Here is a 25,648-nt window from a genome sequence, read left to right as displayed (position 1 = left end):
CTAACGCTCCTGGTTGTAGGTGCTGTCAGGACCACTGTGTTCATTCCTTGTGGCCTGGCCGTTCTTGTCAATTCCTGCGCTGCGTCCTCGTTGGACGCCCCGGCGCAGGTTGCTCAGCCTGCCCCGGATGTCCTCGGGGGCGCGGGAGACCTGTGGGCCTCCCTGCGGGGTTGATTCCGCGGTGCCTTCGACCAGGTTGGCCTTGGGCACACGCCGCGGCAGTCCGGAGGAGGTCACTCCGCCTGCCTTGGGCTTGCGGAGCTGCGAGGCCTGCTGCCAGCGATTGTCGTTCGCCGAACGCCAGGCGTCGCCGTCGCTCTCCGAAGTTTGGGTCGGTGCTTCCTGGTCCAGGGGCCCCGCGCCGTTCGAACCGCTCGCGACGGATCCGCGTCGGGGCAGCCCGGCGTCGGTCAGCTCGTGGGCGGCGGAGGGGGCCGGTCCAGGACGCTCGAAGCCTACGTGGTCCGCCTCGGTCACGTCAGCGGCCTGCGTGGATTCCGCTTCCGGAGCGTACTGGTCCGGGTAGCCGTTCCGGTATCCGTCCGGCTGCGGCCAGTCGTCCTGGTAGGACTGCTCCTGGAAGCCGGCGAACGCCTCCGGCGCCGCGGCGTGCGCCGACGCGGGCTCCTGCTGTCCGGGCTCCGCATAGCCGGGGTCGGGGTAGCCGCCGTTGGACGAGTAGGCATCGCCCTGCGGCATACCGCCGTTCGGCGCGTAGTACCCCTCGTCGTACGCCGGCCGGACCTGCTCGTCGTACGCCGTCTGCTGCTGGTCGTACGCAGAGCGCTGCGGTTCCTCGTACGGCGTCTGCGGGTCGTACCCGCCCTGCTCCGGGAAGGGCATCCGGCCGGTGTCGTACGGCTGCCGCTGCCCGGTGTGCTCGCCGCGGTACCCGGTCGGCTCGGCCGTCTCCGGGCCCGCCGGCCGGTCGTGCGTCTGGGCCTCCAGGGCGGCGCGGCGCTCCTCGCGCTTGAGGGAGCGGCCGACGGGGTCCAGCTCCTGGGAGCCGTCCGGGGCGTCGGCGTACCGGCTGTCGTCGAAGCCGAGCTCCGCGGCGGTGCGCATCGGCGGGAGAGCCCCGAAGTCCTCGCCCGGGATCTTCTGCTCCGGGATGATCTGCGAGACGGTGAAGTCGTCGCGGTCCAGCGCCTGTTCGCCGCCACCCCCGTGGGTGATCGCGTCCGGCAGCATGACCAGCGAGGTGGTGCCGGCCTGCTCGCCGGAGGGGCGCAGCTGGACGCGGATGCCGTGCCGGTCGGCGAGGCGCCCGACCACGAACAGGCCCATGCGCTGGGAGATCGCGGCGTCCACGGTGGGCGGGTTGGCCAGCTTGTGGTTGATGTCCGCGAAGTCCTCGGCGGTCAGGCCGATGCCCTTGTCGTGGATCTCGACCATGATCCGGCCGTCGGGCAGCCGGGTCGCGGTGACCCGGACCTTGGTCTGCGGCGAGGAGAAGGTGGTGGCGTTCTCCAGCAGCTCGGCCAGCAGGTGCACGAGGTCGGTCACGGCGCGGCCGTGGATCTCGGCCTCGGGTACGCCGGAGAGCTCGATGCGCTCGTACTGCTCCACCTCGGAGGAGGCGGCGCGCAGCACGTCGACCAGCGGGACCGGCTGGTCCCAGCGGCGGCCGGGCTCCTCGCCGGCGAGGACGAGGAGGTTCTCGCCGTTGCGGCGCATACGGGTCGCCAGGTGGTCCAGGCGGAAGAGGTTCTCCAGCTGGTCCGGGTCGGCCTCGTTGTTCTCCAGATCGGTGATCAGGGTCAGCTGACCCTCGATCAGCGACTGGTTGCGGCGCGAGAGGTTGGTGAAGATCGCGTTGATGTTGCCCCGCAGCAGGGCCTGTTCGGAGGCGAGCCGGACGGCCTCGCGGTGCACCTGGTCGAAGGCACGGGCGACCTCGCCGATCTCGTCGGTCGAGGTGATCGGGATCGGCGCGACCCGGGTGTCGACGCGGCCGGGGTCGGTGCGCGAGAGCTGGTCGACCAGCATCGGCAGGCGCTGCTCGGCGATACCGAAGGCGGCGTTGCGCAGCCGGCGCATCGAGCGGCTCATCTGGCGGGCCACCAGAGTGGCCAGGATGAAGGCGGCGAGCAGGGCGACCAGGACGATCGCGCCGGTGATGAACGTCGACTGCTTGGCGTTGTCGGCGATCGAGGCCGCCTCGTTCACCGCGGTGTCGGCCAAGTCCGACTCGATCTGGCCGTAGGCGTCGAACTTGAGGGTGTTGACCGCCCACCAGTTCTCGGGCGTGATGCCCTTCTGCGCCAGGGCCGCGCGCTCGGCCGGGTCCGTGCCCTTCAGCGTGGCCAGCGCCGTGACCATCTGGGTCGGATCCTGCGGCGGGGCCACGTAGTTCGGGTCCTTGGCCTTGGCCTGCTGGGCCATGGTCGCGGCGTTGGCCTGGATCTCCTTCTTCAGCGCGTCCAGCTTGTCCGCGTCCTCCTGGGTGCCGCCGCCGATGTACTCCTCGACGGCGATGCCCTCGAGGTAGGCGTAGGAGGACAGGGCGACGCGCTGGCCGGCCAGGCTGGTGGCGTCGGGGCCGGGCTTGATCAGCAGGTGCATGCCGATCGAGCGCTCCAGCGACAGCGCGGCCTTGGTCAGCGAGATGGCGTAGACGGTACGGCCGTAGGAGGTGATGTTGCCGGTGCCCAGGCCGAGTTCGTTGGCGAACTCCATCAGCGGGTGGGCGACCTTGACGTAGCCCTCCTCGGTCTGCACGCCGGGCAGCTTGGAGGTGAATGAAGCGGCGCGCAGCTTCTGCAGCTCGGGCTCGGCGTCGCGGAACAGCTTGAGCCGGCGATCCAGCCCGGCCTTGTGCGGCATGGACTGCGCGGCCCGGTCGAAGGCGTCGGCGGCCTTGTCGGTGACCTCGCGTGCCTCGGTGACGGTCGGGTCGTTCTGGCCCTTGCCCTGGAGCAGGGGGGCCGCGCTGACGTCGCGCTCGTGATAGATGGCGTCGGCGTAGGCCAGCGAGGCCTGCACCAGGCGAGCGGTGTGCTCGGCGTCCTGCGCGTTCTGCCAGGTGTTGATCGAGCTGTTGACCTGGAAACCGCCCATGACCAGGCCGACCAGCACGGGCAGGAGCAGGATGGCGTTCAGCCGGGTCGGCACCCGCCAGTTGCGCGGGGAGAAACGGCCACCGCTCGCGGTGGGCGCGGCCGTCGGCTCCGAACCGGGCACGTGCGCGGGCGCCGCTCCGCGCGGCGGCGGGGTGAAATTGCCCCGGGCCGACGGCTCGGGGCCGTTCTTGCTTCGCCTCACTCGACCAACAACCTCTCGGCGGTCGGCACCTTCGTTGTGCCGCAGTGTCTCAGAACCCTGTCCGCCATAGGCGGCCACTACCGGTGAGTACGTCTTTGACCATTGGGTAGTTCAGGCATTCCAGCACGTCAACATGCGCTCTTCCAAACAGTGGAAACGAGTGGTTCCACGTGACGCACGTCCCACATAAAACGGTCATAAAGAGCTAGCCCCGGCAAAAAACCGGGGGAATGTGCGCACAGCGGCACCGTATGTGCGCGACGCGTGGCCATACCACGCGATTCCTCTGCCGAAACGTTATGAACACCGGGGCCGACCGTGTCAAAGGACACAGCCGGCTCCGGTGCATCTACGACAACTGCCGTATAGCGCTGCCAACTTGGGGGCTACTCGTGGTGCTTCGGCTACCTCAGCCGGGCCATGAGGGCGTGTTCCACCAGGGTGATGAGGGTGGATTTGGCGTCGGCGCGGTGGCGGGCGTCCGTGGTGATGATGGGTGCGTCGGGGCCGATCTGGAGTGCTTCGCGGACCTCGTCGGGGGTGTAGGGCTGCTGGCCGTCGAAGCCGTTGAGGGCGATGACGAAGGGCAGTCCGCTGTTCTCGAAGTAGTCGACGGCGGGGAAGCAGTCGGCGAGCCTGCGGGTGTCGACGAGTACGACGGCGCCGATGGCGCCGCGGACGAGGTCGTCCCACATGAACCAGAAGCGGTCCTGACCGGGGGTGCCGAACAGGTAGAGGATCAGGTCCTGGTCGAGCGTGATGCGGCCGAAGTCCATGGCCACCGTGGTGGTGGTCTTGTCCCCGGTGTGGGTGAGGTCGTCGATGCCCGCCGAAGCGGACGTCATCACGGCCTCCGTGCGCAGCGGGTTGATCTCCGAGACGGCACCCACGAACGTGGTCTTGCCCACGCCGAAGCCGCCCGCCACCACAATCTTCGCGGAGGTGGTCGCCCGGCCCCCGTCAGAGCTTGCGAAGTCCACTGAGCACCCTTTCGAGCAGCGTCACATCCGGTGCGCCACCGTTGTTCTCGTCCCCGCCCGGCTGGTGGATGGCCACCAGGCCGGCCTCCGCGAGGTCCGCTACGAGGATCCTGGCCACGCCCAGCGGCATGGCGAGGAGCGCCGAGACCTCGGCCACGGATTTCACCTCGCGGCACAGGTGGCAGATCCGCTGGTGCTCCGGGAGCAGTCCCATCAGCGCTGCCGGGTCGGCCGTCGTACTGATCAGTGCCTCGATGGCGAGCTGGTAGCGCGGCCGGGTCCGGCCGCCGGTCATCGCATAAGGACGTACCAGCGGCTGGTCGCCCTCATCCCCGTACGGCTCAGCGTACGGATCATGAGAGGCGGGGGGCGGGGTCATGAATCCTCCGGGCGGGACAGCAAGTCGGTCAGTCAAGCCGTCTGACGGGGCCGGTGGGGGGATTGTGGCGGCCGGACGGTGATTTGGTGAGGTGGATGGTGCCGGAGCCGGTCAGTGCAGCAGACTGCCCTGTAGTTCGGCGCGCAGGTCGGGTGTGAGGACCGCCCCCGCGCGGTCGACGAGCAGCGCCATTTCGTAGCCGACGAGGCCGATGTCGCACTCGGGGTGGGCCAGAACCGCCAGGGACGACCCGTCCGAGACGGACATCAGGAAGAGGAAGCCGCGCTCCATCTCGACGACCGTCTGCGACACGTCGCCGCCCTCGAAGATCCGGGAGGCCCCCGCGGTCAGCGAGGTCAGACCGGACGCCACGGCCGCGAGCTGGTCGGCGCGGTCGCGGGGGAACCCTTCGGACATCGCCAGTAGGAGTCCGTCGGCGGACACCACGACGGTGTGGGACACCCCGGGGGTGTTGTCCACGAAGTTGGTGATCAACCAGTTCAGGTTCTGTGCCGCCTGGCTCATCGGACTCAACTAACGCTCCTGCTGGTGAGTGGGGCTCGGGAAACTGCCCGTCTGACCTGTGCCGGCCTGACGGCCCTGTGCGATGCCCCGACGGAGATTGGTCAGCCGGCCGCGTACGTCGTCAGGCGAACGCGAGACCTGCGGACCGCTCTGGTGCTGTTGCTGCTGAGCCGTGCCCGGGACGAGGTTGGCCCGGGGCACCCGGCGCGGCAGGCCGGAGGTGGTGACACCGCCCGCAGCCGGCTGCCTGACACGCTCGGCCTGCCGTACGAGGTCGTCGTTCGGCGAGGTGCGCCAGGTGGAGGCGGCGGGACGCTGGGGGGCCGCAGGAGTCTGCGGCTGTTGCTGTTGCTGCGGCGGCGAGGCCGGAGCCGGTTCGCTGCTCTGCTGATGCCGGTCACCGCGGAACCAGTTGGTCTCCAGGGTGTCGAACAGCGGTGTACGGCCGTCGCCGGGACCCGGGGCCGGCGGCAGGGCCCAGGCGTCGTCCGGCCGCTGCTGCGGGGCGGCCGCGTTGCCCGGTTCCGGGCGGGCGGGACGCTGCTGGGGCCGCTGGGCGGCCGGACCGCGCAGGCCGCCGAAGTCGGCGGCGCCGCCCGGGTGGGCGTTGCGGCCGGGCGCGCCGTTGTCGTGCCCGGGCTGGGTGAACTGGCCCGTGGAGCCGTTGTCGTACCCCTGCTGGGCGGCGAACTGCCCGGTGGAGCCGCTGTCGTGTCCGGGCTGGGCGAACTGCCCGGTGGAGCCGTTGTCGTACCCCTGCTGGGCGGCGAACTGCCCGGTGGAGGCGTTGTCGTACCCCTGCCGGGCGGCGAACCGGCCCGTGTCGGCGGGGTTGTTCTGCCCGCCCTGGCCGTAGACGTCCGGGCGGACGAACTGGCCCGTGTTCTGGGCGTCGTTGGCGCCCGGGTGGGGGGCGTTGAAGTCGGGGCGGGGGAACGCCGAGGTATCCGCTGCGGAGCCCGGTCCCTGACGGTCGTCGAAGCGGGGAATCTCGGCCGTCGAGCCGGGCCCCTGCCGGTCGTCGATCCGCGGCATCCGGGAGGTCTGCGACGGGTCCTGCTCGTCGTGGCCGCGCGGCGCGTCCAGAGCGGCCCGGCCCTGAGCGTTCTCGTCGCCCCAACCCGGCGTACGGGACGGCCCGTTGCCGCCCGGCAGCTCCGCCCGCGCGCCACCGCGCGGCGGCAGCTGCGGCTGCCGGCCCGTCTCTCCGCCGTTTCCGCGCTGCGGGGGCACGCCACCGCGTGCGCTGCCGAAGGCGTCCTGGCGGTGTCCGTCACCGAAGCCCTGTGGAGCGCCCGCACCGGGACCCTGCGGACCCTGCGGCCCGCCGGGTGCCTGGCCGCCGAAGCCGCCGGCCATGCCCGACGCTGCCGGGCGGCCCTGCTGCGGCTGCCCCGGACCCTGCTGGCCGCGCGGTCCGTTCGGACCGCCCTGGCGGCCGGCGCCGGGCAGCGCGGCCCGCGGACCCTGGCCGCCACCGACCTGGCCGCGGGGAGCGGCTCCGGCACCGAGCCGGCCTGCCCCGCCCTGCTGACCGCCCGCACCGAGGGCTCCGCCGCCCTGCTGACCGCTCTGACGGCGGGCCGCAGCGGCGCCGGCGGCGGCGGCAGCGGCCGCCGGACCACCCGCGGACGGGCCGCCGGGCTTGCCCGCGCCCGGCTTCTTGCCGCCCTGGGCGACGTCGACGGGCAGCATGACCAGAGCCGTCGTACCACCGGAGTCGGAGGGGCGCAGCTGGATGCGGATGCCGTGGCGCTGGGACAGACGACCGACCACGAAGAGGCCCATGCGGCGGGAGACCGACACATCCACGGTGGGCGGCGAGGCGAGCCGCTCGTTGATCGCGGCGAGGTCCTCCGGGGACAGACCGATACCGGTGTCGTGGATCTCGATCAGCACCCGGCCGTCAGGCAGCGCGTGACCGGTGACCTTGACCTTGGTCTGCGGCGAGGAGAACGAGGTCGCGTTCTCCAGCAGCTCGGCGAGCAGGTGCACGAGGTCGTTGACGACCCGGCCGGCGACCTCGGTGCCCGGCACCGAGGCCAGCTCGATGCGCTCGTACTGCTCCACCTCGGACGCGGCGGCGCGGAGCACGTCGACCAGCGGGACCGGACGGGTCCAGCGGCGGCCGGGCTCCTCACCTGCGAGGACGAGGAGGTTCTCACCGTTACGGCGCATGCGCGTGGCGAGGTGGTCGAGCTTGAACAGCGAGGACAGCTGGTCCGGGTCGGCCTCGCGGGACTCGAGCTCGGAGATCAGCGACAGCTGGCGCTGGATCAGACCCTGGGAGCGGCGCGAGAGGTTGGTGAACATCGCGTTGACGTTGCCCCGCAGCAGGGCCTGCTCGGCGGCGAGGCGGACCGCCTCGCGGTGCACGTCGTCGAAGGCCGCGGCCACCTGGCCGATCTCGTCCCGGGAGTGCACACCGACCGACTCCACGGACGTGTCCACGTCCTGCGGGTCGGACTCCGACAGCTGACGGACCAGCTCGGGCAGGCGGTCCTGGGCGACCTTGGTGGCGGTCTCCTGGAGCCGGTGCAGCGAGCGGATCATGGAGCGGGCCACGACGAAGGCGCCGACCAGCGACACACCGAGCACGAGCAGGATCAGCACACCGGAGACGATGGCGTCGTACTCGGTGGCGCTGCGCAGCTCGCGGGCCTTCTGCTCCATCTCCTCGAGCAGCGTGTGCTCGATGTTCTTCATCTGCTGGATCTTGGTGGAGCTGTCGTCGACCCAGTCGCGGTAGGAGCGCTTGGGTGCCTGCGCCAGGCCCTCGGGGCGGTCCAGGACGCGCTTGGCGTAGGTGTCCGCGGACAGGATCGTCGGGTTGCCCTCCGCGATGGGCTTGATGAGCTCCTCGGAGCCGTCCCCGTAGATGTTGCGGAAGCCGTTGAGGTCGGAGATCTGGCTCTCCAGCGCCTGCTGGGCGTAGAGGCGGTCGTTCTCCGAGAGCTTGCCGGCGCTGGTGTTGTTGGCCGGCAGCGCGGCGGCGATGACGGCGCGCTGGACGGACGCGTACTCCTTGGCGGAGGAGAAGGCGGCCAGGGCGCGCGTGCGCTGGATCATCTGCGGGTTGCTGGTCGCCTCGGCCATGTCCTGGGAGAGGGCGAGCAGCTCGGTGATGAGCCGGTGGTAGCTCTCGACCGTTCGGGCAGAGTTCTCCTGGGACTGGTACGCGTCCTTGCGGATCTTGGTGAGGCCGTTGAGGTCGCTCGCCAGGCCGACGAGGGTGTCGCGGACGCCAAGGAGGTTGCCGTTCTTGCTGGCGGCGTCGATCTCCTCGGACGCGGAGACGAAGTTGTCCCGGGCCCGGTCGGTCCGGTCCCGGTAGCCCTTGATGGTGATGGCGGCCGCGCTGGAGCGCTGCGCCAGCGGGCCGGCGGACTGGTCGCGCTCCTCCTGGAGCGCGGCGGCCAGTTCGGTGGCCTGCTTGGTCATGTCCGTCAGCAGCTTCATGTTGTCGAGCTGCTGGATGTCGTCCATGCTCTGGCTGATGCGCATCCCGCCCAGCGAGGTCGCCGCGACCACGGGCAGGGCGAGCAGCGACACCAGACGCGTGGAGATGCGCCAGTTGCGCAGGGCCACGCGCGAGCCGGGGCCCGACGGACCCTGGCTCCCTGTCTGCTTGGCCGCCGGAGCCTGGCTCGACGACGCCGACGCACCCGTCGGGCCGGTCGTGCCCGAGCGTCCGGGGCGCTCTGCGCCGTCGCCGGCCGGGGCCGGGTTCTGGGCGTGCTGGGGCGAGGAGCTGACGGCCATGGGGCCAGTCCCGCCGTGCGGCTCCGGCTCCGCCGAAGCGCTGCCATCCCTCTTGAAACGTCCCTGCACTAGCGTCGCAACCTCTGGACCAGGCGCCCCTCCGCGCGAGCGGAAGGACGGTGTCGGCGTTGTGGGAAGCGCCCTGAACACACTTCCCGGATGGTCGTGGGTGACCGGCGCTGGTTCCCCCTTCTCGCCGCCACTCGGCGCTGCGTTGCGCCCCCTGCGCGCCGGCTCGATCCTGCGGCGGTCCGTGGCATTCCAGCACAGTGCCGGATCTCCAACAAGGCATGTGGACCAGGCTGTGACCTCCGTGACAGCCCGTGAGTGACGGATTACCTGATGTGGAAAGTGATCTCCCGTATAGGGGACATTTCGCTACGTACCCGCGAGTCACTTGAGGTGTCCCAGTCGCCATGATCGGGAGCGGAATGATGGCTTCAATGGGTCAATGTCCGATTCGGCGGCAGGTGAAGCGCTCATGAATTGTCTGGATTGTCGAGGTGTTCGTGAGCAAACTCACACCGACATCACGGGCTCTTCACGCCTTCGGCCGGGAATTGAATGTTTAGCCTGACGCTTTACAGGGATGGCAAATCCGACAACCGGCGCCCGCGCGGGGGTCATGCGGACCTCCCGGTGCCCGAAGACGACAAGGTCTCGTACAACCGTGAAGACGACGATGATGTTCCGCACCATAGCCAACCCCCGGCGCACGACGCTGATGCACCTCGAAGGAGCCGACGCGCTGCCGACGCCGGAGCAGCCGGAGCACTCCGTCTCCCTTCCCGAGCACACCGCCAACCCCCGGCGCACCGTCCTCATGGAGGTGCCCGTGGCGGCCGCCGTCGCGGAGTAGCGCGCGGTCCGGTCGCGGACGGAGATTCAGGGGCGTCCCGCACGCGGGGCGGCCCCGCCTTCGTGCCCCGCGCGCCGTAATTGCGCGAGGTCCGGGGCCCCGGCCGCGTTAGCCTGGAGCGTCAGACTCCAGCCGCTTCAGTCAAGGGGCCAAGCAACCCGTGCGCATCGCCAGGTTCTCCATCGACGGGAACGTCGCCTTCGGCGCGGTCGAGGGCGACAAGCCGGACGAACTCGTCCTCGACATCATCAAGGGCATCCCGTTCGCGGACTTCGAGCTCTCCGGCACCCGGGTGCCGCTGAGCAAGGTACGGCTGCTGCCGCCGGTGCTCCCCAACAAGGTCGTGGCCTTCGGCCGCAACTACGCCGAGCACGCACGCGAACTCGGCAACGAGGTGCCCGACGCGCCGTTCGCCTTCTTCAAGCCGTCCACCTCGGTGATCGGCCCCGGCGACCCGATCCAGTACCCCTCCTTCTCCCAGGAGCTGCACCACGAGGCCGAGCTGGCCGTGGTCATCGGCCGCATGTGCCGCGAGGTCCCGCGCGAGCGCGTCAAGGACGTGATCTTCGGCTACACCTGCGCCAACGACGTCACCGCCCGCGACGTGCAGCGGCGCGAGAAGCAGTGGGCCAGGGCCAAGGGCTTCGACACCTCCTGCCCGCTCGGCCCCTGGGTGGAGACGGACATCGACCTCACCGCCGCGGCCGACCTGACCATCCAGCTCACCGTCAACGGCGAGCAGCGGCAGCTGGGCCGCACCAGCGAGATGATCCACCCGATCGAGGATCTGATCGTCAACATCTCCGAGGCCATGACGCTGCTCCCCGGCGACGTGATCCTCACGGGCACCCCGGCTGGGGTCGGCCCCCTCAACGTCGGCGACGAGGTCGCCGTCACCATCGAAGGCATCGGCACTCTCACCAACAAGGTTGTCAAGCGTGGCTAGCGCATCCGGTTCCCCCGTACGCGTCCGTTTCTGCCCGTCGCCCACCGGTAACCCCCATGTGGGCCTGGTTCGCACCGCCCTGTTCAACTGGGCGTTCGCCCGGCACCACCAGGGCACTCTGGTCTTCCGCATCGAGGACACCGACGCGGCCCGCGACTCCGAGGAGTCCTACAACCAGCTGCTCGACGCGATGCGCTGGCTGGGCTTCGACTGGGACGAGGGCCCCGAGGTCGGCGGACCGCACGCGCCGTACCGGCAGTCGCAGCGCATGGACATCTACCAGGACGTCGCCCACAAGCTGCTCGAGGCCGGCCACGCCTACCACTGCTACTGCTCCCAGGAGGAGCTGGACAGCCGCCGCGAGGCCGCCCGCGCGGCCGGCAAGCCGTCCGGCTACGACGGCCACTGCCGCGACCTGACCGCCGCGCAGGTGGAGGAGTACAAGGCCCAGGGCCGGGCGCCAATCGTCCGCTTCCGCATGCCCGACGAGACGATCACCTTCACCGACCTGGTCCGCGGCGAGCTGACCTTCACCCCGGAGAACGTCCCGGACTACGGCATCGTCCGCGCCAACGGCGCCCCGCTGTACACCCTGGTCAACCCGGTCGACGACGCGCTCATGGAGATCACCCACATCCTGCGCGGCGAGGACCTGCTCTCCTCCACCCCGCGGCAGGTCGCCCTGTACAAGGCGCTGATGGAGCTGGGCATCGCCAAGGAGACCCCGGCCTTCGGCCACCTGCCGTATGTGATGGGCGAGGGCAACAAGAAGCTCTCCAAGCGCGACCCGCAGTCGTCGCTGAACCTCTACCGCGAGCGCGGCTTCCTGCCCGAGGGCCTGCTCAACTACCTCTCCCTGCTCGGCTGGTCGCTCTCCGCCGACCGGGACATCTTCTCCGTGGAGGAGATGGTCGCGGCCTTCGACATCGCGGACGTGAACCCCAACCCGGCCCGCTTCGACCTGAAGAAGTGCGAGGCGATCAACGCCGACCACATCCGGCTGCTCGACGTGAAGGACTTCACCGAGCGCTGCCGCCCCTGGCTCCAGGCTCCCTCCGCCCCCTGGGCCTCGGAGGACTTCGACGAGACCAAGTGGCAGGCGATCGCGCCGCAGGCGCAGACGCGTCTGAAGGTCCTGTCCGAGATCACGGACAACGTGGACTTCCTGTTCCTGCCCGAGCCGGTCTTCGACGAGCCGAGCTGGACCAAGGCGATGAAGGAGGGCTCGGACGCCCTGCTCCGCACCGCCCGGGAGAAGCTGGAGTCGGCCGACTGGACCTCCCCCGACTCCCTGAAGGAGGCCGTCCTGGCCGCCGGCGAGGCCCACGGCCTCAAGCTCGGCAAGGCCCAGGCCCCGGTCCGCGTGGCCGTCACCGGCCGCACGGTCGGCCTGCCCCTCTTCGAGTCCCTCGAGGTCCTGGGCAAGGAGACGACCCTGGCCCGCATCGACGCGGCGCTGGCGAAGCTGGCGGCGTGAGCGTGCGGCGCTGACACGGACACGGCCGTCACGGATACGGCTGTCACAGGTACGCGCGAGGGGCGGCGCCCGGCCGGGGTGCCGCCCCTCGGCGTTCGGCACCGCCCGCCGGGAACGGATCTCTCAGCGGCCCGCCCCCGCGCGGCGGTCCGGACGGTACCGTCGGTGGCATGGCGATCAGAGCGGTCCTGTGGGACGTCGACGACACCCTCTTCGACTACACGACCGCCGACCGGGCCGGCATGCGGGCGCACCTGGTGGCCGAGGGGCTGCTGGACGGACACGGGACCGTGGAGGAGGCCCTGGCCCACTGGCGGCGGATCACCGACGCGCAGTGGGCGCGGTTCTCGGCGGGGGAGGCGACCTTCGAGGAGCAGCGGCGGGACCGGGTGCGGGACTTCCTCGCCCAGCCGGAGCTGACCGACGACGTGATCGACGCGTGGTTCGAGCGCTACCTGGGCCACTACGAGGCCGCCTGGGCGCTCTTCCCGGACGTGCTGCCCGTCCTGGACGCGCTCGCCGCCAGCCACCGACACGCCGTGCTGTCCAACTCCAGCATCCACGTCCAGGAGCGCAAGCTGCGCACCCTCGGCGTGCGCGACCGCTTCGAGACCGTACTGTGCGCCGCCGAACTCGGGGTGTCCAAGCCGGAGCCGAGGGCGTTCCACGCGGCCTGCGAGGCCCTGGAACTCGGCCCGCACCAGGTGGCGTACGTCGGCGACCACCCGAAGATCGACGGGCGGGGCGCCGCCGAGGCCGGGCTGCTGTCGGTCTGGATCGACCGCGCGGGCGTGCACGCCGCAGACCACGACGGCGCGGGCCGACACCGGATCGCCTCGCTCGCCGAACTGCCCGCGATCCTCGGCTCCGATACTCGTTTTGGAGCCCCGTCCACCTTCAGGTAATGTTCTTCCTGCGCCGCGGGGCGCGGGCCGAAGGTCCGGAACCGCGGGTGCAACACTAGGACAGGATCCCCAAAGGGTCTTGCTTTCCAGTGGCCTATGGTGTAATTGGCAGCACGACTGATTCTGGTTCAGTTAGTCTTGGTTCGAGTCCAGGTAGGCCAGCTCGCAGAGCTCATCTGCACCGCGGATCTCATCCGCAGGCCCCCGTTGTGTAGCGGCCTAGCACGCTGCCCTCTCAAGGCAGTAGCGCCGGTTCGAATCCGGTCGGGGGTACGGATCTCAGGAGTATTCCAGGGATCAAGGCCCCCGTTGTGTAGCGGCCTAGCACGCCGCCCTCTCAAGGCGGTAGCGCCGGTTCGAATCCGGTCGGGGGTACGACTGGTCTAAACCATCATTGGTCTATGGTGTAATTGGCAGCACGACTGATTCTGGTTCAGTTAGTCTTGGTTCGAGTCCAGGTAGACCAGCTCGGACCTGCGGAAACGCAGTGTCCACGCCCCCGTTGTGTAGCGGCCTAGCACGCCGCCCTCTCAAGGCGGTAGCGCCGGTTCGAATCCGGTCGGGGGTACGCAGTCGGAAGGGCCCTCCCTCGGGAGGGCCCTTCGGCGTTTCCGCGGAGTTCCTGCCCCCGCCCCCGTGGGCTGGGGAGGGGCGGGTGCCTGCCTGTCGTCGGGTCCCGGCCGGAGCCGGGCGGTGGTTCGGGTGGGGGAGTCGGCTGCCGGAAGGGCCTGCCGCGGCGTTGAGGCCGGCCCTTGCGGTCTTTCCTGCGTCAGCCGGAGCGGCGCAGGGCCTCGGACAGGCGCGCGGCGGCGTCGATGACCGCCTGGGCGTGCATGCGGCCGGGGTGGCGGGTGAGGCGCTCGATGGGGCCGGAGACCGAGACGGCGGCCACCACGCGGTTGGAGGGGCCGCGCACGGGCGCGGAGACGGACGCGACGCCCGGCTCGCGCTCGCCGATCGACTGGGCCCAGCCGCGGCGCCGTACGCCCGACAGGGCCGTCGCCGTGAAGCGGGCGCCCTGGAGGCCGCGGTGGAGCCGCTCCGGCTCCTCCCAGGCCATCAGGACCTGCGCCGACGAACCCGCCTTCATCGTGAGCGTGGAGCCGACCGGGACGGTGTCCCGAAGGCCGGACAGGCGCTCGGCCGCGGCGACGCAGATGCGCATGTCGCCCTGGCGGCGGTAGAGCTGCGCGCTCTCGCCCGTCACGTCCCTCAGATGTGTGAGCACCGGCCCGGCGGTGGCCAGCAGGCGGTCCTCGCCCGCGGCCGCGGCCAGTTCCGCGAGGCGCGGGCCGAGGATGAACCGGCCCTGCATGTCGCGCGCCACCATGCGGTGGTGTTCCAGCGCCACGGCCAGCCGGTGGGCCGTGGGTCGTGCCAGTCCGGTGGACGCGACCAGACCCGCGAGGGTGGCCGGACCGGACTCCAGAGCGCTCAGGACAAGGGCTGCCTTGTCCAGAACGCCGACGCCGCTACTGTTGTCCATGCAACGATACTTGCGTCTCACTCTGTGAAACGCAAGTTCAATTTTCCGTGGAACACGCCACTCTGGAAGTCATGGCGGCCCGTGGACCGGCGGGCTCGGCGGCGGACGCCCGGAGGGGGGCGCGGGTGCCGCATCCTCAAGATCTCTAGTTGGGCCGGCGCCCTTGGCGTCCGGCCGGAGGGAAAGCGATGGGTAGGACACTCGCGGAGAAGGTCTGGGACGACCACGTCGTCCGGCGCGCCGAGGGCGAGCCCGACCTCCTCTTCATCGATCTGCACCTGCTGCACGAGGTGACCAGCCCCCAGGCCTTCGACGGCCTGCGCAAGAGCGGCCGCACCGTGCGCCGGCTCGACCTGACCATCGCGACCGAGGATCACAACACCCCGACCCTCGACATCGACAAGCCCATCGCGGACCCCGTCTCCCGCGTCCAGCTGGAGACGCTGCGCAAGAACTGCGCCGACTTCGGGGTGCGGCTGCACCCGCTGGGCGACGTCGAGCAGGGCGTCGTCCACGTGGTGGGACCGCAGCTGGGCCTGACCCAGCCGGGCACCACCGTGGTCTGCGGCGACTCGCACACCTCCACGCACGGCGCCTTCGGCGCGCTGGCGTTCGGCATCGGCACCTCCCAGGTCGAGCACGTGCTCGCCACCCAGACCCTGCCGATGGCCCGCCCGAAGACCATGGCGATCACGGTCGAGGGCGAACTGCCCGAGGGCGTCACGGCCAAGGACCTGATCCTGGCGATCATCGCGAGGATCGGCACCGGCGGCGGCCAGGGCTACATCCTGGAGTACCGCGGCTCCGCCATCGAGAAGCTCTCGATGGAGGCCCGCATGACCATCTGCAACATGTCCATCGAGGCCGGGGCCCGCGCGGGCATGATCGCCCCCGACGAGACCACCTTCGCCTACCTCCAGGGCCGCCCGCACGCCCCCCAGGGCGAGGACTGGGACGCCGCCGTGGCGTACTGGAAGACCCTGCGCTCGGACGACGACGCCGCCTTCGACGCCGAGGTCGTCATCGACGCCGCCGCACTGTCCCCGTTCGTCACCTGGGGCACCAACCCCGGCCAGGGCGCGCCGCTTTCGGCCGCCGTCCCCGACCCGGCTTCGTACGAAGACGCATCGGAGCGCCTGTCCGCCGAAAAGGCCCTGGAATACATGGGGTTGGAGGCCGGACAGCCGCTGCGCTCCATCGGTGTGGACACCGTCTTCGTAGGCTCCTGCACCAATGGCCGCATCGAGGACCTGCGTGCCGCCGCCGAGATCCTGCGGAGCCGCAAAGTCGCCGACGGAGTACGGATGCTGGTCGTCCCGGGCTCCGCGCGCGTGGGTCTCCAGGCCGTCTCCGAGGGCCTGGACGTGGTCTTCAAGGAGGCCGGCGCCGAATGGCGGCACGCGGGCTGCTCGATGTGCCTGGGCATGAACCCCGACCAGCTCGCCCCCGGCGAGCGCTCCGCCTCCACCTCCAACCGCAACTTCGAGGGCAGGCAGGGCAAGGGCGGCCGCACGCACCTGGTCTCCCCGCAGGTCGCCGCGGCCACCGCGGTCCTCGGCCACCTGGCCTCCCCGGCCGACCTGTCCGACGTCCCCACGCCCGCTGGAGTCTGAGAATCATGGAAGCCTTCACCACCCACACCGGCCGGGCCGTCCCGCTGCGCCGCAGCAACGTCGACACCGACCAGATCATCCCCGCCCACTGGCTCAAGAAAGTCACCCGCGACGGGTTCGAGGACGGGCTGTTCGAGGCCTGGCGCAAGGACCCCGAGTTCGTGCTCAACCGCCCGGAGCGCCACGGTGCCACGGTCCTGGTCGCCGGCCCCGACTTCGGCACCGGCTCCTCCCGCGAGCACGCCGTCTGGGCACTGCAGAACTACGGCTTCAAGACCGTGATCTCCTCCCGCTTCGCGGACATCTTCCGCGGCAACTCGCTGAAGAACGGTCTGCTGACCGTGGTCCTGGACCAGAAGGTCGTGGACGCGCTGTGGGAGCTCACCGAGAAGGACCCCGAGGCCGAGGTGACCGTCGACCTGGTCGCCCGCGAGGTGCGCGCCGAGGGGATCACCGCCTCCTTCGAGCTGGACGAGAACTCCCGCTGGCGGCTGCTGAACGGGCTGGACGACATCTCCATCACCCTCCAGAACGAGTCCGACATCGCCGCCTACGAGGCGAAGCGCCCGGCCTTCAAGCCGCGCACCCTGCCGGTCTGATCCACGGCCCCGGCCGATGATCGGCCGCCGAGCCGGACACCGCTCTCCGGCGCTGTGGCAAGTCGACTTTCGGCCACCGTACGACCCCGCTGTACCCCCGATCGAGGCGATCGGGGGTACAGCCGTTTTGGCGTCCGTACCACCCGGCGCGCCGCCGTCGGGGCACTCAACTTCCCACGTTAAGTGGGTTATTGCCGGGGTAGACGAGGTCCCGGACCCCGCCCGCCGCAGCCGCCCGGATGGCCGTCACAGGCGCCAGTTGCCCCCCAGCGCAGGCGACAACTCGCCCCAGATGGCACAATCTGTGCATGGACAACGACGGCCAACTCGAGCTCTATACGGCAGTCGCGGCCCAGCTCAAGGAAGCGCACGAAAGAGTGCGCGCACTGCAAGTCCCGGAGAGCGTACGGATGGCGCTGACCCGGAAGCTGCTGGTCATTACGGCCGCGGCCAAGCACGATCTCGCCGGTGCGACAAGGCGTCTGGAGAGGTTCACGGCAGACCTCGACCAGGGGCGAATCCCCGGCGAGGAAGGCTGAACAGCCCGAGGCTGCCGAGTCCGTTGCGGCACAAGGGTGATTAGCCCGTTTCGTGTTTGATTTGCGGTATATATCTGCCTAACGTGCGAAAACGCTTGAACACTTTCGTTCTGGCAAGGTCTCCGAAGGGGAAGACGTGAACAAGGCGCAGCTCGTAGAAGCGATTGCCGACAAGATGGGCGGCCGCCAGCAGGCTGCCGACGCCGTGGACGCGGTGCTGGACGCCGTCGTCCGCGCGGTCGTCGCGGGAGACCGGGTCTCGGTCACCGGCTTCGGGTCCTTCGAGAAGGTCGACCGTCCCGCCCGTTATGCGCGCAACCCGCAGACGGGTGAGCGGGTGCGGGTCAAGAAGACCTCCGTTCCCCGCTTCCGGGCCGGCCAGGGCTTCAAGGACCTGGTGAGCGGCTCGAAGAAGCTCCCGAAGCACGACATCGCGGTCAAGAAGGCGCCCAAGGGCAGCCTGTCCGGCCCGACCGCCACCATTGCCAAGGCCGCCGGCAAGAAGGCCGCGGCGAAGAAGGTCACCGCGGCGGCGAAGAAGACCGCCGCGAAGAAGACCACCGCGGCGGCGAAGAAGACCACGGCGGCCGCGAAGAAGACCACCGCGGCGGCGAAGAAGACCACGGCGGCCGCCAAGAAGACGACGGCCACGAAGGCCGCCGCCAAGAAGACCACGGCCAAGAAGGCGCCGGCGAAGAAGGTGACGGCCAAGAAGGCCCCCGCCAAGAAGTCGACCGCCCGCAAGACCACCGCCAAGAAGACCACCGCCCGCGGCAAGTAGCGGCGCGGGGTACTCACGCGCCGGGCCGGACTCCCGAGGGAGCCCGGCCCGCGGCGTGTTCGGGCACCCTCGGCCCGGTCCGCCAGGCGGGGAAGGCCCCTCGCGCCGGCCGGACGGTCTTCCTGCCTGCTCAGAAGGTCTGCAGCGTCACCAGGGTGATCCGCAGGCCGTTCCCCTCGCCCTCGGTCTCGATCCGCACCCGCTGCCCCGGCCGCAGTAGCCGCAGACCGCCCGCGTCGAACGCCGGCGCGTCGAAGGGCACCGGGGTGCCGTCGTCCAGGAGCACCTGCCCGCTGCGGCTTTCGGGGTCGTACGTGTATGCGGTCGCGTGCATGACGGCAGCCTACTGTCCCGGGACCGGCAGTCGCGCGGCGGCGGCGGCCGTCCGCGGTCCCACTCCGAGGGTCAGAGCAGCCCGCAGGTCGTGCCCGGTGTCCACGTCCCGGCGTACGGATTCCACCGCCTGAAGGGACAGTTCCACCGCGCCGGACGCCCGGTGGCGGGCCCGTGAATCGGTGCCGAAAGCCGGGAGCAGCGGATGCCCGGGGGACGCCGCAAGCAAAGTCGTGCCGATGGCCGCGGAATCCGCGAGAAATGCCCGCGGGAATTGTGCGGCCGCCTCCAGAACCCGGGCCAATTCCGTGGGCCGCAGCGCGGGGAGATCGGCGTTCAGGGCCGCCACCGGACTTCGGGGGCGCGAGGCCCGTACCGCCGCCGCTCCGTGCGCGAGCGCGGCGTTCAGGCCGGCCCGCGGCTCGTCGGCGACGATCCGGGCGCCCAGCGCCGCCAGCTCCCGCCCGGCCTCGGTGTCGTCCGTGACGACCGCCACATCCGCCACCGATGGGCAGGCCAGCGCGGCCGCCACCGTGTCCACGGCGAAGGCGAGGGCCAGGCCGGGGCGCACCCCGTCGCCCGCGGTGTCCGACAGCCTGCTCTTGGCCCGGGTCAGGGGCTTCAGGGGGATGACCAAGGTCCACTGCACCGGCGTTCCGCCCCTCTCGTGTGGTCGTCATTGTCTCCCGGAGTCCCCCCGGACCGTCCGAGGGACCGTGAAGGGGAGGGGCGCGAAGCTCCTTCCAAGAGCGCTGTCCGGTGACGTGCGGGCGTACGGTGTTCTCGACAGACAGGCGGCCTGGGGCGACACTTGTGCGGCCCCCCAGGCCCTAGAGGAAGGTGTCCGCGTGCCCCGCCGCAGAATCGGCTTCTGGTATCGCTTCGCAGCGGTGATCTGCAAACCGCCACTGGTGGTTCTGATCAAGCGGGACTGGCGCGGAATGGAGAACATTCCGGCCGACGGCGGATTTATCACCGTGGTGAACCACAATTCGCACGTCGACCCCTTCGCGTACGCCCACTTTCAGTACAACACCGGCCGCGTGCCGCGATTCCTGGCGAAGAGCGGGCTTTTCAAGAAGGGATTGGTGGGCGCTGCGATGCGCGGCACCGGGCAGATCCCCGTCTACCGCGAGAGCACGGACGCGCTGAGCGCGTTCCGGGCCGCCATCGACGCCGTGGAGCGCGGCGAGTGCGTCGCGTTCTACCCCGAGGGCACCCTCACCCGCGACCCCGACGGCTGGCCGATGACCGGCAAGACCGGCGCCGCCCGGGTCGCCCTCCAGACCAAGTGCCCGGTGATTCCGGTCGCCCAGTGGGGCGCCAACGAACTGCTGCCGCCCTACGCCAAGAAGCCCCACCTGCTGCCCCGCAAGACCCACCACGTGCTGGCCGGACCGCCCGTGGACCTCTCGCGCTTCTACGACCAGGAGATGACCCCGGAACTGCTTAAGGAGGCGACCGAGGTCATCATGGCGGCCATCACCCGCCGACTGGAGGAGATCCGCGGCGAGAAGGCGCCCGCCGAGCCGTACGATCCGCGCCGGGAGCGGATCGAGCAGCGCCGCCGCACCGAGTCGCAGAACCAGGGCAGGACCGTGCCGGCCGCGCAGCGCGGGCCGGCCGTGCGGGAATCCGTACAGGAAGAGGGGCAGGGCACGTGAGCAAGCCGGTCAAGGCGGCCGTCTTCGGTACCGGATCGTGGGGCACCGCCTTCGGCATGGTCCTCGCCGACGCCGGTTGCGAGGTGACCCTGTGGGCCCGCCGCGCCGAACTCGTCGACGCGGTCAACTCCACCCGGACCAACCCCGACTACCTGCCCGGAGTCGAACTCCCGGAGAACCTGCGGGCCACGGCCGACGCCGCCGAGGCCGCCCGCGACGCCGACTTCACGGTGCTCGCCATCCCCTCGCAGACCATGCGGGCCAACCTCGCCGAATGGGCGCCGCTGCTCGCCCCGGACACGGTCCTCGTCTCCCTGATGAAGGGCGTCGAACTGGGCTCGGCCATGCGGATGAGCGAGGTCGTCGAGGACGTCGCCAAGGTCGGCGCCGACCGCGTCGCCGTCGTCACCGGGCCCAACCTGGCCCGGGAGATCGCCGCCCGCATGCCGGCCGCCGCCGTGGTCGCGTGCACCGACGAGGCGGTGGCCCGGCGGTTGCAGGCCGCCTGCCACACCCCGTACTTCCGGCCGTACACCAACACCGACGTGGTCGGCTGCGAACTCGGCGGCGCCGTCAAGAACGTGATCGGTCTGGCCGTCGGCATCGCGGACGGCATGGGGCTCGGCGACAACGCCAAGGGCTCGCTCATCACCCGCGGCCTCGCCGAGACCACCCGGCTGGGCATGGCCCTGGGCGCCGACCCGCTGACCTTCTCCGGACTCGCCGGTCTCGGCGACCTGGTGGCCACCTGCTCCTCGCCGCTGTCGCGCAACCACACCTTCGGCACCAACCTCGGCAAGGGCATGACCCTCCAGGAGACCATCGCGGTCACCAAGCAGACCGCCGAGGGCGTCAAGTCCTGTGAGTCGGTGCTGGATCTGGCCCGCCGGCACGGCGTCGACATGCCCATCACGGAGACCGTCGTCGGCATCGTGCACGAGGGCAAGCCGCCCGTGGTGGCCCTCCGGGAGCTGATGTCGCGCAGCGCCAAGCCCGAACGCCGCTGAAACCGGCACCGTTCGGCCGTCCGCATCACGTTGCGCGACCGTCCGTGCGACGCTGAGCTACGGTGCCCATGCGGGCACTGACGTCGTGGATACCAGCGGGTACTCTCATCGCGATATGAGCAGCGAGAACCTCCCCCAGAGCCCCGAGCAGCCGTCCCGCAAGCCCCGCGTGGCCGTCGTGTGCGGCGGCCGCAGCTCCGAACACGGCATCTCCGTGGTCACCGCGGGCGCGGTGCTGCGCGCCATCGACCGGACCAAGTACGAGGTCCTGCCGATCGGCATCACCCGCGACGGCCGCTGGGCGCTGACCGCCGACGAGCCGGAGCGCATGGCCATCACCGAGGGCCGCACCCCGAGCGTCGAGGAACTCACCGACTCCGCCGAGGGCGGCGTGGTGCTCCCCGTCGACCCGGCCAACCGCGAAGTCGTCTACAGCGAGCCCGGTTCGGTGCCCAAGGCGCTCGGCGAGGTCGACGTGGTCTTCCCGGTGCTGCACGGCCCCTACGGCGAGGACGGCACCCTCCAGGGCCTCCTGGAGCTGTCCGGCGTGCCGTACGTGGGCTCGGGCGTGCTCGCCTCGGCCGTCGGCCAGGACAAGGAGTACATGAAGCGGGTGTTCACCTCCTTCGGGCTCAAGGTCGGCCCGTACGTGGTGATCCGGCCGCGCGAGTGGGCGCAGGACCCGTCCGCCGCCCGCAAGAAGATCGTCGACTTCGCAGGCGAGCACGGCTGGCCGCTGTTCGTGAAGCCCGCGCGCGCCGGTTCGTCGATCGGCATCACCAAGGTCGACGACCTCTCCGGCCTGGACGAGGCGGTCGAGGAGGCCCAGCGGCACGACCCGAAGGTGCTCGTGGAGGCCGCGCTGCGCGGCCGTGAGATCGAGTGCGGGGTGCTGGAGTTCGAGGACGGCCCGCGGGCCTCCGTACCGGCCGAGATCCCGCCGCCCGAGGCGCACGCGTACTACGACTTCGAGGCCAAGTACATCGACTCCACGCCCGGCGTCGTGCCCGCCCCGCTGACCGACGAGGAGACCGCCGAGGTGCGGCGGCTCGCGGTGGAGGCGTTCGAGGCGGTCTCCTGCGAGGGCCTGGTCCGTGCGGACTTCTTCCTCACCGAGGACGGCGAGTTCGTGATCAACGAGATCAACACGATGCCCGGCTTCACGCCCATCTCGATGTACCCGCAGATGTGGCAGGCGAGCGGGATCAGCTACCCGGAACTGGTGGACCGGCTGATCCAGGCGGCGCTGCGCCGCTCGACGGGCCTGCGCTGAGGACGCGCGCCCAGGGGGCGGCGGGTGCCGGCAGGCGTCCAGGGCCCCCGCGGCGCGTGTCGGGCGCTCAGTCGGCGATCCCCTTGGGGATCGCCTTCTTCACGGCCGGGGCCAGATCGACCAGCGGCGCCACCCCGTGGTCCGTCCGCCCCGCGGGGATCGTCACCTCCACATAGGCAAGGCGCAGCGTGGTGGTGAAGCGGAACGACCCGTCCCCCTGCTTCTGCAGCAGCCAGCCCACGTCGTTCACCTCGGCCCCGTCGGCCTCCGGATCGTCCATCGCGGCGGGCCGCGGGACACCGCAGCGCAGTATGATCGCCGGGCTTCCCCAGCCCGCGGTCAGCCCGGAGGCGGGCCGGGGGTCCTCGCGGCTCAGTCCGTCCACTTTCCCAGGCAGTTCCCTGTCCAGATTCCGGCACAGTTCGGCAACCGACGGCCGTGGGCTGGGAACCGCCACGGTGGCGCTGTCGTCGCTTGGGGAACAGCCCGCGGCGGTGATCAGCGCGGCGAGAACGGGCAGGCCGAGAAGCCGGTGACGGAAGAAGCTCACCGGCCAAGGGTAGACGGGGGCTACAGATGCACGACCGGGCAGGTCAGAGTGCGCGTGATGCCGTCCACCTGCTGGACCTTCGCGACCACCATGCGGCCCAGGTCGTCCACGGTGTCGGCTTGGGCGCGCACGATGACGTCGTACGGTCCCGTCACGTCCTCGGCCTGGATCACCCCAGGGATCTTGCTGATCGTCTCGGCGACGGTCGACGCCTTGCCGACCTCCGTCTGGATCAGGATGTACGCCTGTACCACGGAACCTCCAGGGCGGCCACGAGGATCATGTGGGGAAAAGGAACGCCACGGTATCGCGTCGTCACACGCCGTGGGGAGACCCGGGAAGACCGTGACGCACGCGACGGGGTGCAGGTAGGACAGAAGTTGACGGTCACCTCGACCGTAGCGAGGACCGCGTTGAAGCGCGACCGGGAACGTACAGGGACAGAAGGGGCGAAAGGTCGATGAAGGGCACTGTTGGTGAGCTCGGGGAGTTCGGGCTCATCAGGGAGCTCACCTCCCGTCTCACCACCACCCCGGCGGTCCGGGTCGGCCCCGGCGACGACGCCGCGGTGGTCGCCGCCCCCGACCGCAGGGTCGTGGCGAGCACCGACATACTCCTGGAGGGGCGGCACTTCCGCCGGGACTGGTCCACGGCCTACGACGTGGGCCGCAAGGCGGCCGCCCAGAACCTCGCGGACATCGCCGCCATGGGCGCCGTGCCGACCGCGCTGCTGCTCGGCCTGGTCGTCCCCACCGAGCTCCCGGTCACCTGGCCCACCGAGCTGATGGACGGGCTGCGCGACGAGTGCCAGGTCGCCGGGGCCGCCGTCGTCGGAGGCGACGTGGTGCGCGGCGACACGATCATGGTGTCGATCACCGCGCTCGGTGATCTGCGCAACCACGAGCCCGTCACCCGCGCCGGCGCACAACCCGGCGACCTGATCGCGGTGACCGGCTGGCTGGGCTGGTCCGCGGCCGGATACGCGGTGCTCTCCCGGGGCTTCCGCTCGCCCCGCGCCTTCGTCGAGGCCCACCGCCGCCCCGAGCCGCCGTACCACGCGGGTCCCGCGGCCGCCGGGCTCGGCGCCACCGCGATGTGCGACGTCAGCGACGGACTGATCGCCGACCTCGGGCACATCGCGGAGGCCAGCAAGGTCCACATCGACATCCGCTCCGGAGCCATAGACATCCCCTCGCAGATGAACGACATCGGGCAGGCCGTCGGAGTCGACCCGTTGCAGTGGGTGCTGACCGGGGGAGAGGACCACGCGATCGTGGCGGCCTTCCCCCCGGACGTGAAGCTGCCGGCCCGCTGGAAGGTGATCGGCGAAGTGCTCAGCCCCTCGGCCCTGCCCCAGGTCACGGTCGACGGCGCGCCGTGGACCAGCAAGGGCGGCTGGGACCACTTCGGGGACATCGAGTCATGACCGCCGCCCCTCCCCGGGTGCTGACCGTCGCGGGCTCCGACTCCGGCGGCGGCGCCGGCATCCAGGCCGACCTGAAGACGATGCTCGCCCTCGGTGTGCACGGCATGAGCGTGATCACCGCGGTCACCGCGCAGAACTCCCTCGGCGTGCAGGGCGCGTGGGAACTGCCCGTGGAGGCGGTCCGGGCCCAGTTCCGCAGCGTCGTGGACGACATCGGCGTCCAGGCGGTCAAGACCGGGATGCTGGCCTCGGCGGAACTGGCCGGGGCCGTCGCCGAATTGATCGCCGGGACCGACGCGCCCGCAGTCGTCGACCCGGTCGGCGTCTCCAAGCACGGCGACTCGCTCCTTGCCGCGTCCGCCCTTCGGACCGTACGGACCAGGCTGCTGCCGGTGGCGACCGTGGCCACGCCGAACCTCGACGAGGTGGCCCAGCTGACCGGCGTCCGGGTGCGGACGGAGAAGCAGATGCGGGAGGCCGCGGAGGCGGTGCTGGCGTTCGGGCCGAAGTGGGTGCTGATCAAGGGCGGCCACCTCGCCGGGGACACCGGGTGGGAGGGCGGGAACCGGACTGTGCGGGACGGCGGTGACCAGGCCGTGGACCTGCTCACCGACGGCGCCGAGGAGCACTGGCTGCGCGCCCCCCGGTACGACAACCGGCACACGCACGGCACCGGCTGCACCCTCGCCTCCGCGATCGCCTCGCAGCTGGCGAAGGGCGATTCCGTGCCGGAGGCAGTGGCGGCGGCCAAGGAGTACGTCACCGGGGCGATCGCGGCCGGCTTCGCGCTCGGCGGGGGGATCGGGCCCGTGGACCACGGGTGGGCCCTGCGCGGGTCTCAGGCGGGGTAGTCGCGCGGCCCGCGCACCGACCGGCGGTCCCGGTGCGCGGGTACGGCGTGTGCGGGCATGGCGTGCGAGGGTACGGCAAAAAGCCGGTCCACCGAGGTGGACCGGCTCAGTGCAGCGAACCAGCGGTGGCCGCGCGCTTAGCTGTTGCTGTGCGTCAGCGCGAGACCTTGCCGGCCTTGATGCACGAGGTGCAGGCGTTCACGCGCTTCGGCGTCCCGCCGACCACGGTACGCACACGCTGGATGTTCGGGTTCCAGCGACGGGACGTACGGCGGTGCGAGTGCGAGATGTTGTTGCCGAAGCCCGGCCCCTTGCCGCAGACGTCGCAGTTGGCAGCCACGGGTCACTCCAAAGACTTCAGATGCACTTACGGTTGATCCCGGCATGCCGGGATCAAGATCTCAGGCTCAGAAAATGCTCTTGAAACTT

Annotated in this window: 24 protein-coding genes and 5 tRNA genes; 18 read left to right on the top strand and 11 right to left on the bottom strand. The window is 70.7% G+C overall.

Annotation, left to right across the window (positions count from 1 at the left end; all coding sequences use genetic code 11):
* The 5 genes from ACWEK3_RS10715 to ACWEK3_RS10695 all read right to left on the bottom strand — a co-directional run bounded on the left by ACWEK3_RS10715 (position 1) and on the right by ACWEK3_RS10695 (position 8,979).
* Positions 1-3,264: a nitrate- and nitrite sensing domain-containing protein gene (locus tag ACWEK3_RS10715; protein WP_453249502.1), complete on the bottom strand. Its 3,264-nt coding sequence runs from the start codon at positions 3,262-3,264 to the stop codon at positions 1-3.
* Positions 3,265-3,668: 404 nt separating this feature from the next.
* Positions 3,669-4,244, bottom strand: coding sequence for a GTP-binding protein (locus ACWEK3_RS10710; protein WP_361416320.1), 576 nt, complete (start codon positions 4,242-4,244; stop codon positions 3,669-3,671).
* On the bottom strand, positions 4,225-4,623 hold the full coding sequence (locus ACWEK3_RS10705; RefSeq protein WP_141358025.1) for a DUF742 domain-containing protein: 399 nt from the start codon (positions 4,621-4,623) through the stop codon (positions 4,225-4,227). The genes ACWEK3_RS10710 and ACWEK3_RS10705 overlap by 20 nt, the downstream gene beginning before the upstream one ends.
* 111 nt (positions 4,624-4,734) lie before the next feature.
* Positions 4,735-5,148, bottom strand: coding sequence for a roadblock/LC7 domain-containing protein (locus ACWEK3_RS10700; RefSeq protein ID WP_007503778.1), 414 nt, complete (start codon positions 5,146-5,148; stop codon positions 4,735-4,737).
* Positions 5,149-5,157: 9 nt separating this feature from the next.
* Positions 5,158-8,979: a nitrate- and nitrite sensing domain-containing protein gene (locus ACWEK3_RS10695; RefSeq protein WP_453249501.1), complete on the bottom strand. Its 3,822-nt coding sequence runs from the start codon at positions 8,977-8,979 to the stop codon at positions 5,158-5,160.
* A 601-nt stretch (positions 8,980-9,580) separates the two neighbouring features.
* Between ACWEK3_RS10695 and ACWEK3_RS10690 the strand changes: the two genes are divergently transcribed.
* The 9 genes from ACWEK3_RS10690 to ACWEK3_RS10650 all read left to right on the top strand — a co-directional run bounded on the left by ACWEK3_RS10690 (position 9,581) and on the right by ACWEK3_RS10650 (position 13,665).
* The gene (locus ACWEK3_RS10690; RefSeq protein ID WP_376553899.1) at positions 9,581-9,769 is read left to right on the top strand and encodes a hypothetical protein; all 189 of its coding nucleotides are present in this window, start codon (positions 9,581-9,583) and stop codon (positions 9,767-9,769) included.
* A 160-nt stretch (positions 9,770-9,929) separates the two neighbouring features.
* The gene (locus tag ACWEK3_RS10685; protein WP_141358021.1) at positions 9,930-10,715 is read left to right on the top strand and encodes a fumarylacetoacetate hydrolase family protein; all 786 of its coding nucleotides are present in this window, start codon (positions 9,930-9,932) and stop codon (positions 10,713-10,715) included.
* Positions 10,708-12,192 (top strand): glutamate--tRNA ligase, encoded by a 1,485-nt coding sequence (gene gltX, locus ACWEK3_RS10680; RefSeq protein WP_453249500.1) that lies wholly within the window; start codon positions 10,708-10,710, stop codon positions 12,190-12,192. Before ACWEK3_RS10685 ends, gltX begins: the two co-directional genes overlap by 8 nt.
* Before the next feature lie 170 nt (positions 12,193-12,362).
* Entirely contained in the window at positions 12,363-13,097 is a 735-nt protein-coding gene (locus ACWEK3_RS10675; protein WP_453249499.1) for an HAD family hydrolase, read from the top strand.
* Between the two features lie 90 nt (positions 13,098-13,187).
* Positions 13,188-13,259 (top strand) — tRNA-Gln (locus tag ACWEK3_RS10670).
* A gap of 38 nt (positions 13,260-13,297) precedes the next feature.
* A tRNA-Glu gene (locus tag ACWEK3_RS10665) sits at positions 13,298-13,370 on the top strand.
* A gap of 29 nt (positions 13,371-13,399) precedes the next feature.
* Positions 13,400-13,472 (top strand) — tRNA-Glu (locus ACWEK3_RS10660).
* Positions 13,473-13,492: 20 nt separating this feature from the next.
* Positions 13,493-13,564: transfer RNA gene (locus ACWEK3_RS10655), tRNA-Gln, on the top strand.
* Positions 13,565-13,592: 28 nt separating this feature from the next.
* Positions 13,593-13,665: transfer RNA gene (locus ACWEK3_RS10650), tRNA-Glu, on the top strand.
* Positions 13,666-13,866: 201 nt separating this feature from the next.
* Here the strand turns inward: ACWEK3_RS10650 and ndgR are convergent.
* The gene (gene ndgR, locus ACWEK3_RS10645) at positions 13,867-14,583 is read right to left on the bottom strand and encodes an IclR family transcriptional regulator NdgR (RefSeq protein WP_141358015.1); all 717 of its coding nucleotides are present in this window, start codon (positions 14,581-14,583) and stop codon (positions 13,867-13,869) included.
* 188 nt (positions 14,584-14,771) lie between these two features.
* Here ndgR and leuC point away from each other — a divergent pair, with 188 nt between their 5' ends.
* The 4 genes from leuC (at position 14,772) to ACWEK3_RS10625 (ending at position 18,115) form a co-directional block, all read left to right on the top strand.
* A complete protein-coding gene (gene leuC, locus ACWEK3_RS10640) occupies positions 14,772-16,196 on the top strand; it encodes a 3-isopropylmalate dehydratase large subunit (RefSeq protein ID WP_453249498.1) in 1,425 nt (474 codons plus the stop codon).
* A gap of 5 nt (positions 16,197-16,201) precedes the next feature.
* Positions 16,202-16,795 (top strand): 3-isopropylmalate dehydratase small subunit, encoded by a 594-nt coding sequence (gene leuD, locus ACWEK3_RS10635; RefSeq protein ID WP_376544794.1) that lies wholly within the window; start codon positions 16,202-16,204, stop codon positions 16,793-16,795.
* Positions 16,796-17,103: 308 nt separating this feature from the next.
* Positions 17,104-17,334, top strand: coding sequence for an SCO5555 family protein (locus ACWEK3_RS10630; protein WP_361416336.1), 231 nt, complete (start codon positions 17,104-17,106; stop codon positions 17,332-17,334).
* A 136-nt stretch (positions 17,335-17,470) separates the two neighbouring features.
* The gene (locus ACWEK3_RS10625; RefSeq protein WP_376544798.1) at positions 17,471-18,115 is read left to right on the top strand and encodes an HU family DNA-binding protein; all 645 of its coding nucleotides are present in this window, start codon (positions 17,471-17,473) and stop codon (positions 18,113-18,115) included.
* A 130-nt stretch (positions 18,116-18,245) separates the two neighbouring features.
* Here ACWEK3_RS10625 and ACWEK3_RS10620 read toward each other — a convergent pair whose 3' ends face one another.
* On the bottom strand, positions 18,246-18,449 hold the full coding sequence (locus ACWEK3_RS10620) for a hypothetical protein (protein WP_141358005.1): 204 nt from the start codon (positions 18,447-18,449) through the stop codon (positions 18,246-18,248).
* Between the two features lie 9 nt (positions 18,450-18,458).
* Positions 18,459-19,097: a 2-phospho-L-lactate guanylyltransferase gene (gene cofC / locus ACWEK3_RS10615; protein ID WP_450544806.1), complete on the bottom strand. Its 639-nt coding sequence runs from the start codon at positions 19,095-19,097 to the stop codon at positions 18,459-18,461.
* A 199-nt stretch (positions 19,098-19,296) separates the two neighbouring features.
* On the opposite strand from cofC, the gene ACWEK3_RS10610 reads away from it, so the two are divergent.
* The 3 genes from ACWEK3_RS10610 (at position 19,297) to ACWEK3_RS10600 (ending at position 22,392) form a co-directional block, all read left to right on the top strand.
* The gene (locus ACWEK3_RS10610; RefSeq protein WP_361416343.1) at positions 19,297-20,112 is read left to right on the top strand and encodes a lysophospholipid acyltransferase family protein; all 816 of its coding nucleotides are present in this window, start codon (positions 19,297-19,299) and stop codon (positions 20,110-20,112) included.
* Complete coding sequence (locus ACWEK3_RS10605; protein WP_390723602.1) at positions 20,109-21,119, top strand: NAD(P)H-dependent glycerol-3-phosphate dehydrogenase; 1,011 nt, start codon at positions 20,109-20,111, stop codon at positions 21,117-21,119. The genes ACWEK3_RS10610 and ACWEK3_RS10605 overlap by 4 nt, the downstream gene beginning before the upstream one ends.
* 115 nt (positions 21,120-21,234) lie before the next feature.
* On the top strand, positions 21,235-22,392 hold the full coding sequence (locus tag ACWEK3_RS10600) for a D-alanine--D-alanine ligase family protein (RefSeq protein ID WP_450544808.1): 1,158 nt from the start codon (positions 21,235-21,237) through the stop codon (positions 22,390-22,392).
* A 67-nt stretch (positions 22,393-22,459) separates the two neighbouring features.
* Here the strand turns inward: ACWEK3_RS10600 and ACWEK3_RS10595 are convergent, their stop codons facing one another.
* Complete coding sequence (locus ACWEK3_RS10595; RefSeq protein ID WP_450544810.1) at positions 22,460-22,942, bottom strand: DUF3515 domain-containing protein; 483 nt, start codon at positions 22,940-22,942, stop codon at positions 22,460-22,462.
* Between the two features lie 20 nt (positions 22,943-22,962).
* A complete protein-coding gene (locus tag ACWEK3_RS10590) occupies positions 22,963-23,196 on the bottom strand; it encodes an Lrp/AsnC family transcriptional regulator (protein ID WP_003997603.1) in 234 nt (77 codons plus the stop codon).
* 206 nt (positions 23,197-23,402) lie between these two features.
* Between ACWEK3_RS10590 and ACWEK3_RS10585 the strand changes: the two genes are divergently transcribed.
* The gene (locus ACWEK3_RS10585) at positions 23,403-24,368 is read left to right on the top strand and encodes a thiamine-phosphate kinase (protein WP_365421759.1); all 966 of its coding nucleotides are present in this window, start codon (positions 23,403-23,405) and stop codon (positions 24,366-24,368) included.
* A complete protein-coding gene (gene thiD, locus ACWEK3_RS10580) occupies positions 24,365-25,219 on the top strand; it encodes a bifunctional hydroxymethylpyrimidine kinase/phosphomethylpyrimidine kinase (RefSeq protein WP_450544812.1) in 855 nt (284 codons plus the stop codon). Before ACWEK3_RS10585 ends, thiD begins: the two co-directional genes overlap by 4 nt.
* Positions 25,220-25,373: 154 nt before the next feature.
* Here thiD and rpmB read toward each other — a convergent pair whose 3' ends face one another.
* Positions 25,374-25,559, bottom strand: coding sequence for a 50S ribosomal protein L28 (gene rpmB / locus ACWEK3_RS10575; RefSeq protein WP_003993230.1), 186 nt, complete (start codon positions 25,557-25,559; stop codon positions 25,374-25,376).
* Positions 25,560-25,648 lie beyond the last annotated feature (89 nt).

The sequence above is a fragment of the Streptomyces sp. NPDC004721 genome, from assembly GCF_053601495.1.
The sequence above is the reverse complement of the archived record's forward strand: the minus strand, read 5'-3'. Positions and strand labels throughout refer to the sequence as shown.